Here is a 14,751-nt window from a genome sequence, read left to right as displayed (position 1 = left end):
AGTGATGCGAAAAAAAATTAAGTCTGCATGGGAGCCGCAGATCACCGAGCAAACCGGCAGTTGCCGCCGGTTGCTGCGATGTCTGTACAGAACATGCGGTGGTTTGCCCGACCCTTTCGCGAGCAGAGTTCGCTCCCACCGGGTACACACACCATCAGGCTGAGAGAATCGCCGCCTGCACGGCCTTGGCAAAGATCCGCCCGACCTGGTCGACCTGTTCGGCGCTGATGATCAGCGGTGGCAGAAAACGCACCACGCTGCCGTGGCGGCCGCCCAGTTCGAGGATCAACCCACGTTTGAGGCATTCGCGCTGAACCCGACTGGCCAGCGCGCCGTTGTGCGGCGCATGGCCTTGAGCATCCGGTTTGCCGTCGGGGTCGACCAGTTCAACACCGAGCATCAACCCCAGGCCGCGTACATCGCCCAGTTGCGGTACGCGCTGTTGCAGCTCGAGCAGGTGGCTGCGCAGGCGCTGGCCCATGTCGGCGGCGTGCTGCACCAGGTTGTGTTGTTCGATGTAGCGGATCACCGCCGAGCCTGCGGCCATGGCCATCTGGTTGCCGCGGAAGGTGCCGGCGTGGGCGCCGGGCTGCCAGGCATCGAGCCAGTCCTGGTAGACCATCACCGCCAGCGGCAGGCTGCCGCCGATGGCTTTGGACATCACTACCACGTCGGGGATGATGCCGGCGTGTTCGAAGGCGAACAGTTTACCGGTGCGGGCGAAGCCGCTCTGGATTTCGTCGATGATCAGCGGAATCTTGTGCCGGGCGGTGATCTCGCGCAGGCCGCGTAGCCAGCTGTTGGCCGCCGGAATGACTCCGCCTTCGCCCTGCACCACTTCAACGATGATCCCCGCCGGTGGCTGGACGCCGCTTTCCGGGTCGCTGAGCAGGTTTTCCAGGTAATGCAGGTTGGTCTGCACCCCGGCTTCGCCACCCTGGCCGAACGGGCAGCGGTAGTCGTAGGGGAATGGCATGAACTGCACGCCGGTGCTGAGCAGCGAACCCAGCGGGGTTTTGGCCTTGAGGTTGCCCATCAGGCTCAGCGCACCCTGGCTCATGCCGTGGTAGCCGCCGTGGAAGGCCAATACGGTGCTGCGACCGGTGGCGATGCGCACCAGCTTCAATGCAGCTTCCACGGCATCGGTGCCGGTGGGGCCGGTGAACTGGATCTTGGCCTTGGCCGACAGCGCAGGCGGCAGTACGGCAAACAGGTCCTGGACGAAGCGGTCCTTGATCGGCGTGCTGAGGTCCAGGGTGTGCAGCGGCAGTTCGTCGTCGAGCACCTGACGAATGGCGTCGGTGATCACCGGGTGGTTATGCCCCAAGGCCAGGGTGCCGGCGCCGGCCAGGCAGTCGATGAAGATCCGCCCTTCGACGTCTTCGACATGAATGCCACGGGCGCGCTTGAGCGCCAGCGGAATGCGTCGCGGGTAGCTGCGGGCATTGGATTCCTGCTGCTTTTGCCGGGCCAGGATGGGGTTGTCTTCGAAGTGGTAATCCTTGTCTTCGTCCTGGGCCTTGGTCGGGCTTTCGGCAAACGCTGTGCTCATGGTTGCGCTCCTGGATACGGTTAAAAGCCGTGATGTAGCTGATTAAATCTGTAGGAGCGACCTTGGTCGCGAAGACGGACTGCCAGGCGATAGAGATGTATCGCCTGGCCAGGCCCTTTCGCGAGCAAGCTCGCTCCCACAGGTGTTCACCTGATTAATCGGTACGGTTACAACGCCTCCAGCCTCGCCATCAGGTCGTCAATGGCGCTGACTTTTTCTTCGGTCAGGGCGGCGCCGTCGAGTTTTTCGATGTGCTGCGCCAGTTCCTGCACGGTGCTGCACTCGAACATGGCCCGCAGCGGGACGCTGCGTTGCAGGGTCTGTTGCACACGCGAGGCGATCTGGGTGGCGAGCAGCGAGTGGCCGCCGAGGTCGAAGAAGTTGTCGGTGATGCCGACGTTCTCGACGCCCAGCACGTCGCTCCAGATCTGCGCCAGGGTGGTTTCCAGTTCGCTGGTCGGTGCCTGGTAATGCTGACCGGCGTTGAACTCCAGGGCTGGCAGGGCCTTGCGGTCGAGTTTGCCGTTGGGGTTGAGCGGCAGCTTGTCGAGCACCTGCCAGTGACGCGGCACCATGTACTCGGGCAGGGTCTGCGCCAGGTGGGCCTTGAGTGCGTCAACATCAACCGCGCCGTCATGCCCCACCAGGTAGCCGACCAGGTAATGGCCGGTGGCGGTGTGCTGCGCGGCCACGGCGCCGTCGCGGATCTGTGGCCACTGGCGCAATCGCGCTTCGATCTCGCCCAGTTCGATGCGGTAGCCACGGATCTTGACCTGATGGTCGGCGCGGCCAACGTATTCGAGCACGCCGTCGTTGCGCCGCCGGGCCAGGTCGCCGCTGCGGTACAGGCGCTCGCCGGGGGCACCGAACGGGTTGGGCAGGTAGCTGCTGGCGGTGCGCAGCGGGTCGTTCAGGTAGCCACGGCCGACGCCGGTGCCGGCAATGAACAGCTCGCCATGGGCCAGGGCGGCCACCGCCTGCAGTTCTTCGTCGAGTACATACAGGCGGTTGTTGTCGGTCGGGGTACCGATCGGCAGGTAGCTGCCGGCGGTGGAGGCTTGATTGACCGGGAACAGCGCCACGTCGTCGGAACATTCGGCCGGGCCGTAGGCGTTGACCAGCGTGACCTGTGGATAACGCTCCAGCCACTGGCGAGCCAGCGCCGGCGGCATGGCTTCACCGGTCGGCAGCAACCAGCGCAGTGCGCTCAGGTCGGCCTGGGGCTCGGCCAGCAGGCTCTGGATCAATGACGGTACGCTTTCCAGCACGGTGATGCCGGTTGCGCGAACGTGGCTGAGCAGCGCGGCCGGGTCGTGGGCGATCAGGTCCGGGACGATCTCGACCCTGGCGCCGCACAGCCCGGCGGCGAGGAACTGCCACACCGAGATATCAAAGCTCTGCGAGGCGGTCTGGGCGATCACCGAGTGTTCGTCGAGGCCAAAATACGGCACCTTGCTCAACTGGTTGTTGAGCATGCCGGCCTGGTGCACGGCCACGCCCTTGGGCACGCCAGTGGAACCGGAGGTGTAGATCACGTAGGCCAGGTGCTGGCCGCTGACCGGGACGTTCGGCGCGGTCTCGTTACCCGAACCTTGCTGAACCTCGTCCCAGACCAGCAGTTTTGGCCGGCCCGTGGCGCAGCCCAGTTCTTCGAGCAGTTGCTCGGCCAGCTCACGACAGGCCGCGCTGCACACCAGCACGTCGGCGGCGCTGGTGTCGATGATCTGCGCCAGCCGCTGCTGCGGGTGCGCCGGGTCCAGCGGCAGGTAACCGGCACCGGCTTTGAGCGTGCCGTTGATCATGCCCAACAGCGCCAGGCTGCGTTCGGCGAGAAGCGCCACTGGCTGGTCGGGCTGCACCCCGGCCGCCAGCAACGCATGACCCAGGCGATTGGCACGGCGCTCCAGCTCAGCGTAACTCCACGCTTCGCCCTGGCAGGCGGCGGCGATGCGCTGTGGATGGGCGGCCACTTGGGCTTCGAACAATGGCACGTAGCCCTGTTCGAAGGGGTAGCTGCGCTCGCTACGGTTGCAGTCTTCGGTCAGCAAGCGGCGCTCGTCGTCGCCCAACAGCGGTAGCGCGGCGAAGTCCTGGTCGAAGCCGTCGGCCAGGGCCAGCAGCAAGCGCTGGAAGTCGCCGAGCAGGCGCTGCACGGTCGGTTCGTCGAAGAAGCGCTGGTCATAGGACAGGTGCAGGCCGAGGTCGTCACCGGGGTAGCAGACCACGGTCAACGGGTAGTTGGTGTGGGTACGGCCGGAGCCGGAGCGCGCATTGAGGCCTTCGGCGCCCTGCAACACGGTGGCGTCTACCGGCGCGTTCTCGAACACGAACAGGCTGTCGAACAGTGGCTGGCCCTTGGGCAGTTCACTGCATTCCTGAATGCTGACCAGCGGCAGGTGCTCATGCTCGCGCAGCTCAAGATTGCGCTCGAACACCTGTTGCAGCCACTGACGCACGCTTAAGGACTCGCCGGCGGCCGGCATCGGCACGCGCAATGGAATGCTGTTGATGAACAGGCCGACGCAGTTCTGCATCTGCGGCAGGCTGGCCGGGCGACCGGCCACGGTGACGCCGAACAGCACATCACGCTCGCCGCTGTAGCGACGCAATACCAGCGACCAGGCAGCCTGGGCGAAGGTGTTGACGGTCAACTGGTGCTGCTGCGCCAGTTCCCGCAGGCGTGCGCCCTGCTCTGCTTGCAGGCGGCTGTACACATCGCCGACGCGCATGCCGCCGTTGTCGTGGAGGATCGGCCGGTCGCTGGGGATCAGGGTCGGGCGCTCGAAGCCGGCCAGCGCCTGTTGCCAGTATTCACGGGACTGCGCCAGGCCCTGATGATGCAGCCAGGAGATAAACTCGCGATAACGCGGCGGTGTCGGCAAGTTGGCCTCGCGGCCTTCACCGAGCGCCTGATAGAAGGCGAAGAAGTCGCCCATCATGATCGAACGGCACCAGGCATCGATCAGGATGTGGTGGTTGCTCATGATGAACCAGTGCCGGTCATTGGCCAGACGAATCAGGCGCAGGCGCAGTGGCGGGGTTTGCAGCAGTTCGAAACCGGCCAGCCGCTCCTCTTCCAGCAATTGTTGCAGACGGGCCTCATGGCCGTCTGGCGGCAAGGCGCTCCAGTCGAGCAATTCCACACCGTCACCATCACCACGGTGGATGATCTGCAGCATCTGCTCGCCGGTGCTCCACACAAACGAGGCGCGCAACGCTTCGTGACGGGCCACCACCGCGCGCCAGGCACGGTCGAAGCGCTCGACGTCCAGCTCGCTGTCGATGCTGTAGCGGTCCTGCATGAAGTAGATGCCGGTACCGGATTCGAGCAGAGTGTGCAGCAGCATGCCCTCTTGCATCGGGGTCAGCGGGAACACATCGTCGATGGCCTTGAACGGCAGCGGCAGTGCATCGAGCTGGGCCTGGTTCAACCGCGCCAGCGGGAAGTCCGACGGCGTGACGCCACCGGCTTCGGGAGCCAGGCAATGGGCGATCAAGGTGCGCAGTTCGGTTTGATAATCGGCAGCCAGACGCTCAATGGTCGCGGTGTCGAACAGTTGCTCGCTGAAGGTCCAGCGCAGGGTCAGTTCACCGCCGTACACCTGGCCGTCGACGCTGAGCCAGTTGGGCAATGCGGCATCGGCGGCATGCTGGGCGCCACCGGCTTCGTCCAGCGGGCGCAACAGGGCGTCGTCGGCAAAGCCCTGATCGAACTGCCCCAGGTAGTTGAAGGTGATTCGTGCTTGCGGCAACGCTGCCATGGCCTGGCGGCTACCGGCATCGGCCAGGTAGCGCAACACGCCGTAACCCAGACCTTTGTGCGGCACGCTGCGCAGCTGTTCCTTGATCGCCTTGAGGCTCTCACCCGGCTCGGCGGCAGGTTGCAGACGCAAGGTGTAGGCACTGGTGAACCAGCCGACCGTGCGGCTCAGGTCGATGTCGTCGAACAGTTCTTCACGACCGTGGCCTTCCAGTTGCACCAGCGCCGAGTCGCGGCCGGTCCAGGCACACAGGGTACGGGCCAGGGCGCTGAGCAGCAGGTCATCGACCCGCGCCCGGTAGGCCTGCGGGGCCTGGTGCAGCAATTGCCGGGTGGTGTCGGCATCCAGGCTCAGGCTGACCCGCCGTGCATCGCGCTCCAGGTTTGGCTGGCCGACGCGGTCCAGCGGCAGATCGCCCTGCGCGCCATGCAACCGGGTCTGCCACCAATCCAGTTCTTCTCGCAGCGACTCGCTGCCGGCATAGGCCTGCAAGCGCCCGGCCCAGTCGCGCAGCGAGCTGGTCTTGGCCGGCAGTTGCGCTTGCTCGGCGCTTTCCTGTTGCTGATAGAGGTTGTGCAGGTCTTCCAGCAGCACCCGCCACGACACACCGTCCACCGCCAGGTGATGCACCGCGATTAGCAGGCGATCCTGCTCACCGGGAATCAGCACCGCACGCAGCAACGGACCGCTTTGCAGGTCGAGGCTCTGCTGGGCCTGTTCGAAGATCGCCAGACGTTGTTCAGCGTTGTCGGCCAGGCGCACCCAGAGCAGTTCCTGGCTCGGGTCATGGGCGACGAATTGCGCACTCGCGCCATCAGTCAAGCGCAGCCGCAGCGCATCGTGGCGGCTGACCAGGGTTTGCAGCGCCTGTTCCAGCAGCGTGGCTTGCAACGGTCGCGCAGCCTGGAGCAGCAGCGACTGGTTCCAGTGCTGCGGGTTGGCCTGCTGTTGCTCGACGAACCAGTGCTGGATCGGCGTCAGGCCGGTTGCGCCCAGCACCGGGCCTTGATCGATGCTCAACCGCTCGGTCTGCCGCGCCGCGGTGGCCAGGGTGCGCACGGTCTGGTGCAGGAACAGGTCTTTGGCACTGAAGTGCACGCCGGCCTGGCGGGCGCGGCTGACCACCTGAATGGACAGGATCGAGTCGCCGCCCAAAGCAAAGAAGTTGTCGTCGATCCCGACCCGCGCCACGCCCAGCACCGACTGCCAGACCTGCGCCAGGCTCTGCTCCACAACATTGCGCGGTGCCTGATAGTCGCTCTGCGCGGCGCTGAGGTCCGGTTGCGGCAGGGCACGGCGGTCGAGTTTGCCGTTGGCGGTCAGCGGGAATTGCTCCAGCAGCATCAGGTGCGCGGGCACCATATGGTCTGGCAAGGCGCTGTGCAGTTGCGCCTTGAGTTGCTCGACCAGTTCACTGGCCGCCACCCCGTCCTCACTCAACAGGTAACCGACCAGTTGCTTGCCCGACGGGCCGTCGAGGGCCAGCACCACGGCTTCACGCACCTGTTCATGGGCCAGCAGGCAGGCTTCGATTTCACCCAGCTCAATGCGGAAGCCGCGCACCTTGACCTGCTGGTCGATACGCCCGAGGTATTCCAGCTGACCGTCGCTGCCCTGGCGTACCAGGTCGCCGGTGCGGTACATGCGGCCACCGGTTGCCGCAAATGGATCGGCAACAAAGCGCTCGGCGCTCATGGCGGCGCGGCCCCCCGAGTAGCTACTAGCCAAGTAACCACGGGCCAGACCATAGCCGCCGACATACAACTCACCACTGGCACCGGCCGGCACCAGCGCCAGATCAGCATCCAATACGTACAGGCTGCGGCTGCCGACCACCCGACCAATCGGCACACTGCCCAGACCGTCGGGCAGTTGATCCGCGGCGAAACTGGCAGTGGGCATGACCACGGTTTCGGTCGGGCCGTAGGCGTTGATCACTGTTTGCGGGGTAAAGCTGTCGCGCAGGTTATGCAGATGCTCCGGGGTCAGCGCTTCGCCGCCGGTGATGATCAGCCGTACCGGCAGGGTTTCGTCGTGGCTGCGCAGCCATTGGGCCAATTGCCCGCCGTAGCTTGGGGTAAAGCCCAGCACGTTGATGCCATGGGTACGAATCAGGCCGCACACCGACTCGGCATCCCACTGGCCCTGCTCGCGCAGCACCACTTCGGCGCCAAACAGCAACGGCACCAACAGGCGTTCGCTGGCCGCATCGAAGTTGATCGAGTAAAAGTGCAGTTCGCAATCCGCCGGGTTGGTGGCGAACAGTTCACCCACCGCTTGCAGGTGCATGGCCAGCGGCCCCTGGGTCACCGCCACGCCCTTGGGCAGGCCGGTGGAACCGGAGGTGTAGATCAGGTAGGCCAGATGTTCCGGCTGGCTGCGTTCTGGCAGGTTAGTGCCGGGGTAGTCGGCCAGCGCAGCGCTGTCCTGCTCCAGGCTCCAGGCCTGCACACCCGCCGGCAGCGGCGCCAGTTGGGCGAACAGCGCGTCATGCCCGAGCAATACGCTGATGCCGCTGTCTTCGATCATGTAGCTCAGCCGCTGTTGCGGGTACTCCGGGTCCAGCGGCACGTAAGCGCCACCGGCCTTGAGCACGGCCAGCAGGCCAACCACCATGTCCAGCGAGCGGCGCAGGGCCAGGCCCACCCGGACCTCCGGGCCGACGCCCAGCTCGACCAGCCGATGGGCCAGGCGATTGGCGCGGCTGTTGAGTTCGGCGTAGCTCAGCGACTGGCCCGCGCAGGTCACCGCACGGCCATCCGGTGTGGCGCCAGCCTGGGCCTGGAACAGTGCCTGCACGCTGGCCGGAATCGGGTTCAGCTCAGTGCCACGTCCGTTGTCCAGTAATGCCTGACGATCAGCCGCGCTCAACAGCGGCAGTTCGCTCAGGCGGGTCTCCGGGTCAGCGAGCATGGCGCGCAGCAGTTGCTGCCAGTGCTCGGCCATGGCTTCGATGCGCGCGGCGTCGAACAGGTCGGTGCTGTAAGTCAGGCAGCAGCGCAGTTGCGCGTCAAAGTCGGTGACTTCCAGGTTGAGATCGAACTTGGTGGCGCGGGCGTCGTTGACCAGGTAATCCACCTGCACCCCGCCGGCCAGTTCGCGCTGCTGCTGGAACTCCCAGCGCTGCACGTTGCACATCACCTGAAACAGCGGGTTGAACGCGGCGCTGCGCTGTGGCTGCAGGGCTTCGACCAGATGATCGAACGGGATGTCCTGATGCGACTGACCGTCGATGGCCACCTGGCGCACCTGCTCCAGCAGTTCGCTGACCCGCATCTGGCCATGCGGCTGGATGCGCAGCACCTGGGTGTTGAGGAAGGCGCCGATCAGCCCTTCGCTTTCCGGGCGGATCCGGTTGGCCAACGGCACGCCAATGCGCAGATCGTCTTGGCCGCCGTAGCGGTACAGCAAGGTGGCCAGTGCGGCGGTCATGGTCATGAACAGGGTCAGGCCGCGCTCACTGTTGAAGCGGCTGACCTGACGGGCCAGGTTCTCGTCCAGATCGAAGCGGTGCAGTTCGCCGCGATGGCTTTGCACTGCCGGCCGCGGCCGATCGCTGGGCAGGGTCAGCAGCGGCTGTTCGCCGCCCAGTTGGCCTTGCCAGTAAGCGAGCTGGCGCTGCATCTCGCCGCCTTCCAGCCACTGGCGATGCCAGGCGCTGTAGTCCAGGTACTGCACCGGCAGCGGCGCCAGGGAGCAATCGTGACCGGCGACGAAGTCGGCATACAGCAGCGACAATTCGCGGGCAAAGATGTCCATCGCCCAGCCTTCGGTGACGATATGGTGCAGGGTGATCAGCAGGTGGTGCTCCTGCTCGCCGCTCGGCACCAGACCGCTGTTGACCAGGCAGACGCGCAGCAACGGACCGGTCTCCAGATTGAACGGCGCATGGGCCTGCTCATCGGCCAGCCGCTCGATGGTCGCCTGACGCTCAGTTGCAGGCTGGGCCGAAATGTCCAGGCGCTGCATCTGCACATCGGACTGGTCGGTCACCCGCTGCCACGGCTTGCCGTCATCACTCGGGAAGGTTGTGCGCAGGCTTTCGTGGCGCCGAATCAGCGCCTGCAAGGCACGTTCGAACGCCTCGACATTCAGCGCCCCGCGCAACCGCGCCATGCCGCCAACGTTGTAGGCCGGGCTGTCCGGGTCCATTTGCCAGAGGAACCACATGCGCTGCTGCGAATACGACAGCGGCACGCGCTGGCTGCGGTCGACCAGGGCGATGGCGCCCTGGGTGTCGCTCAGGCCCTCGGCCTGGGCCTGGGCGACCCAGGCGGCGAAGTCTTCCAGGCGCCGCGACTCGAACAGGCTGCGCAGCGGCAACTCGACCGAGAACGCCTGGCGGGCGCGGGACACAATCCGGGTGGCGAGCAGCGAATGGCCGCCCAGTTCGAAGAAATCGTCATCCAGGCCGACCTGCTGCAGGCCGAGAATTTCAGCCCAGATCGCGGCCAGCTTCTGCTCCAGCTCGTTACGCGGTGCGCGGTACTCACGCTGGGCAACATCCGGTTGCGGCAGGGCGCGACGGTCGAGCTTGCCGCTCGGGGTCAGCGGGAATTGTTCGATACGCAGGACATGCGCCGGGATCATCGGCTCCGGCAAGGCGCTGCGCAGGGCATCGCGGATACGCTCAGCCAGTGCCGCATCCGGCTCATCACCTTCAGCGACTACATAGGCGAGTAACTGGGCACCCACCGCGCCTTCGCCAAGGATCACCAGCGCCTGGCTGATTCCCGGCTGGGCGAGGATCGCGTTGCGGATTTCATCCAGTTCAATGCGTACACCGCGCAGCTTGACCTGCTCATCCAGACGCCCCAGGTACTCCAGAGCACCGTCGGCCCGCCAGCGCGCCAGGTCACCGCTGCGGTACAAGCGGCCACCGTCCTCGGCAGGCAGAAAGCGGCTAGCGGTCAGCGCTGGCTGGCCGAGGTAACCCCGGGCCAGGGCATTGCCGCCCAGCAGCAATTCGCCCCGCGCACCCCGTGGCGCCAGTTGCCCGTCGGCGTCGTGAATCGCGGTCAGCACATTGCTCAGTGGCCGGCCGATTGGTACCCGGACGGTGGCTTCGCCGTCGCACTGCCAGTGGGTAACGTTGATCGCGGTTTCGGTCGGCCCATAACGGTTATGCAGCGCCACCGACGGCAGGCGCTGGTGAATGCGCCGGCACAACTCGGCCGGCAGTGCTTCACCGCCGCAGAACAGGTGGCGCAGGCTGCTGCACTGGCTGAAGTGTTCCTCATCGGCGAACAGTTGCAGCAACGGCGGCACGAAGTGCAGCAGGGTCACGCCATGCTCGCGCACCCGCTCCACCAAGCGCCGCGGATCACGATGCTCGCCATTGGCGGCCAGCACCAGACGGCTGCCGCAGATCAGCGGCAGCAGGCATTCCCATAGCGATACGTCAAAGCTCAGCGGGGCTTTTTGCAGCAGCACGTCTTGCGGGCCGACCGCGTATTCATGCTGCATCCAGGCCAGGCGTTCGATCAGCGCGCCGTAGCTGTTGCCCACCGCCTTGGGCAAGCCGGTGGAACCGGAGGTGTAAATCACATAGGCCAGGTTGTGCGGATGCACGTCGACTTGCGGACCGGCATCGGCGCCCGGCCCTTGAGCCACATCATCCAGCGCCAGGCTGGCAAGCGACTCAGGCAGCGCGAAGCCGTCGAGCACCCGGCACTGGCCCAGCAACAGCGCCACGCCGCTGTCGCGGAGCATGTGCTGCAGGCGCTCGGCCGGGTAATCCGGGTCCAGCGGCACATAGACGGCACCGGCCTTGACGATGGCCAGCAGGCCGATCATCAGCTCCAGCGAGCGCTCGGCCAGTACCCCGACCCGCACTTCCGGGCCGATGCCCTGGGCTTGCAGGCGTAGCGCCAGTTGGTTGGCCTTGCGCTCCAGCTCGGCATAGCTCAGTGACTGGTCGCCAGACACCAGGGCGGTCTGCTCAGCGCTGGCGCCGGCCTGTTGACTCAGGCGCTGCGCCAGTTGCCAGCCAGCGGATGGCTGCGGGTTGCTGCCCCAGTGGTGCAGTTGCTCACGCTCTTGTGTGCCCAGCAGTGGCAGGTCGCCCAGCGCTTGCTGCGGCTGTGCACACACCTGCTCCAGCAAGGTCACGAAGTGGCCAGCCAGTTGCTGCACGGTGGCGGCGTCGAACAGTTCGACGGCGTAGTCGAACGACAGGCGGATACGGCCCTGCGGGTCTTGCTCGCTGTGCAGTTGCAGGTCGCACTTGGCCTCGCGGCTGTGCCACGGCAGCTCTTCGGCCAGCAGGCCGGGCAGACGCTTGAGGGCATCGGTATTGCGCAGTTGGTGGTTGAACATCACCTCGAAACCGGCCGCATCGCCCAGCGCGGCACTGACCTGCTCGTAGTCGATGCTCTGGTTGACCTGCGCCGCCTGTACGCTGGCGCTGACCGCCGCCAACAGGCTATGGAAGTCCTGGCGCGAATCGATTTGGGCGCGCAGTACCTGGGTGTTGATGAAGAAGCCGATCAGCCCTTGGGTTTCCAGCAGCGGACGGTTGGCGTTGGGCACCCCGACGCGGATGTCGCTTTGCCCGGTGTAGCGCTGCAGCAAGGTCTGGAACGCTGCCAGCAGCAGGGTAAAGCTGCTCACCTGGCGGCTGCGGGCAAGACTGTGCAAGCGCTCGCAAAGCGCTTTGTCCAGGCGCAGGCTCAGCCGCTCGGCGGCGGACACCGCTGCGCTACGCGGGCGATCCAGCGGCAGCGCCAGCGGTTCGCGCTCACCGTCCAGCGCATTGCGCCAGTAGTCGAGCTGACGCTGCTGTTCGGCGGCGTCGAAGCTGTCGCGCTGCCAGGCCGCATAGTCGGCGTACTCTACGGCCAGCGGCGCAAGTTTCAGGTCCTGGCCCTGGCTGTAGGCGGCGTACAGGCGGGCAAACTCGTCGAGCAGAATACCCAGCGACCAGCCGTCGGCGACGATGTGCTGCAGGGTCACCAGCAGCAGGTGGTCTTCTTCGTCGAGGCTGACCAGCTTGATGCGCAGCAGCGGCCCCTGTTCCAGGTCGAAATGGCTGCGTGCTTCGGCTTCCTGGATATCCCGGGCGCGGCTTTCGCGCTCGCCAGCCGGGTACTGGCTGAGGTCTTCGCGCAGCAGTGTCCAGTCAGCCTTGGTCAGAATGCGTTGCACAGCGGCGTCGTCTTGTTGCAGGAAGCGCGTGCGCAGCGCTTCATGACGCTGTATCAGGGTGTCGAACGCGCGTTGCACCGCCGCCACGTCCAGTTCGCCGCGCAGGCGCAGGCCACCGGGGATGTTGTAGGCAATGCTCTGGGGTTGCAGTTGCCAGAGAAACCACAGCCGGTTCTGCGCCGCCGACTGCGCCAGCAGGCCGTCGCGTGGCAGCCGCGCGATACCGCTGGAGTGCCCTTCACGGCCCTCAACTGCGGCGATGAACTCAGCCAGGGTTGGCGCCTCATAGAGGGTGCGCAGTTGCACATCCAGACCCAGCTCGTCGCGCAGCTCGGCGATCATCTGGATGGCCAGGATCGAGTTGCCGCCCTGACCGAAAAAGCTCGCATCAGGGGCCAATGTCTCGACCTTGAGGTATGCACACCAGCTTCGCTCGATGCGCTGTGCCAAGCTCTGAGCCGCCGAGGCTTGCGCTAGCGCACCAGAGCCGCCCTGGCGCCACAGCGTGACGGCTTGCAGGCTGCCGTCCTTGAGCTGCGCGGCGCAGGCCGAGCGTTGCAATTTGCCGCTGGAGGTCTTGGGCAGGCTGCCGGGGTCCAGCAGGGCGACCAGCGTGGGCACTTCACGATGCACTTCGGCCACTGCCTGGCGGATCTGCTCGACCAGTTGCTCGAGCGCTTGCTGGTTCTGCGCCCGCCGCCCGACTTCCGCCGCCACGCCAAACGACTCGACACCTTCGTGCTGCACCGGGAACACCGAGACCCGGCCCTTGCGTACCGCCTCGACATGGCTCTCGACGGTGCGTTCGATGTCCTGTGGATAAAGATTCTGGCCACGGATGATCAGCAGGTCCTTGATCCGCCCGCTGACGTACAACTGGCCGTCCTGGATGAAGCCCAGGTCGCCGGTGCGCAGCCAGTGATGGCCGTCGCGCTCGAAAAACGTTTTGGCGGTGGCTTCAGGGTTGCGCCAGTAGCCGCGGGCCACACTCGGCCCGCCACTGCAGATCTCCCCCACCAGACCTTCCGCCCGTGCCTCGCCGGTCGCGGTATCAAGAATCAGCACCGGGTGCTGCGGCTGCGGCCAGCCACAACTGGCCAGCACACTGCCCTGCCCGGCACGCGCCTGATGCCGGGCCAGCGCTTCGGCATCCAGCTGCAGGGTGTCGATGCCCTGCCCCGGACGGCTGCCTGAGACGAACAGCGTGGCCTCGGCCAACCCGTAGCTGGCCAGGTAGTTATTGGCGTCGAAGCCGCACACGGTAAAGCGCGCGGCGAAGTCCTGCAGGCTGTCCTGACGGATCGGCTCGGCGCCGGAAAACGCCACCCGCCAGCTGCGCAGGTCAAGGCCGGCCAGCTTGCTGTCGTTGATCCGCTCGCAGCACAGGCGATAGGCGAAATCCGGGCCGCCGCTGATGGTGCCGCCAAAGCGGCTGATCGCCTCCAGCCAGCGCACCGGGCGTTCAAGGAAATACTGCGGCGACATCAGCACCACCTGCACACCGCTGTAGATACCCTGCAGCAGGCCGCCAATCAGGCCCATGTCGTGGTACAGCGGCAACCAGCTGACGATCACATCGCGGTCGATCGCGTAGCCCTGGCGGATCAGCCAGGAGTTGGCTTCCAGATTGGCATTGCTGACTTCAACGCCCTTGGGGGTCGAGGTCGAACCTGAGGTGTATTGCAGGAACGCGATGTCCTCAGCCTTGGGTTGGTGGCTGGTCCACGGCGCGTTGATCTCGGCGCTCAGCTCATCGACGGCGAGCAGTTCGGGCAGGCGTGCGCCATGCTCGTCCTGAGTGGCAGTGAGTGCCGGCAACAGTTGCGAGGTGGTGAGGATCAGGCTCGGCTCGGCGTCGCTGATGATCGACAACAGACGCTCCAGATGCTGCGAGCGGGTCGATTCCGGCGGGTAGGCCGGTACGGCGATAACTCCGGCGTACAGGCAGGCAAAGAACGACGCCACATAGTCCGGGCCGCTGGTCAGCAGCAGCAGGGCACGGTCACCGGGCTTGAAGCGCTGCGCCAGCACGGCGGCAATGGTCTGCGCCCGTGCATCAAGTTGACGGTAACTGAGCACCAGGCCTTCTTCGCTGTGGCCGTCGAGAAAACGCAGGGCCGGTTCATCGCCACGCGACGCGGCATGACGCATCAGGGCGTGAGCCAGAGAAATCGGGCGCTCGAAGAAATTTGCCATCGCTGTACCTGTCCTCAATCCATGCGGTGGGGCGCGCTACCGGGGGAACAGGCAGCCGCGCTTACATAGAATCGAAGACGGGTGACAGCGGGGAAA

2 protein-coding genes are annotated in these 14,751 nt (G+C 65.7%); both read right to left on the bottom strand.

What is annotated here, in order from left to right; translation table 11 throughout:
- Nucleotides 1-154: 154 nt before the first annotated feature.
- Nucleotides 155-1,552 carry an aspartate aminotransferase family protein gene (locus NRB16_RS14200; protein ID WP_257106366.1) on the bottom strand — a complete coding sequence of 466 codons (1,398 nt, stop codon included), beginning with the start codon at nt 1,550-1,552 and terminating at the stop codon, nt 155-157.
- Nucleotides 1,553-1,719: 167 nt separating this feature from the next.
- Nucleotides 1,720-14,655: a non-ribosomal peptide synthase/polyketide synthase gene (locus NRB16_RS14195; RefSeq protein WP_257106365.1), complete on the bottom strand. Its 12,936-nt coding sequence runs from the start codon at nt 14,653-14,655 to the stop codon at nt 1,720-1,722.
- Nucleotides 14,656-14,751: the final 96 nt, after the last annotated feature.

Origin of the sequence: Pseudomonas sp. LJDD11 (genome assembly GCF_024584215.1) — a bacterium.
Taxonomy (GTDB): domain Bacteria; phylum Pseudomonadota; class Gammaproteobacteria; order Pseudomonadales; family Pseudomonadaceae; genus Aquipseudomonas.
Note: the sequence above shows the minus strand (reverse complement) of the source record. Positions and strands in the feature narration are given on the sequence as shown.

Excerpts from the sequence above, each read along its gene's own strand:
- NRB16_RS14195 (WP_257106365.1), bottom strand. The coding sequence starts at position 14,655 with ATGGCAAATTTCTTCGAGCGCCCGATTTCTCTGGCTCACGCCCTGATG.
- NRB16_RS14200 (WP_257106366.1), bottom strand. The coding sequence starts at position 1,552 with ATGAGCACAGCGTTTGCCGAAAGCCCGACCAAGGCCCAGGACGAAGAC.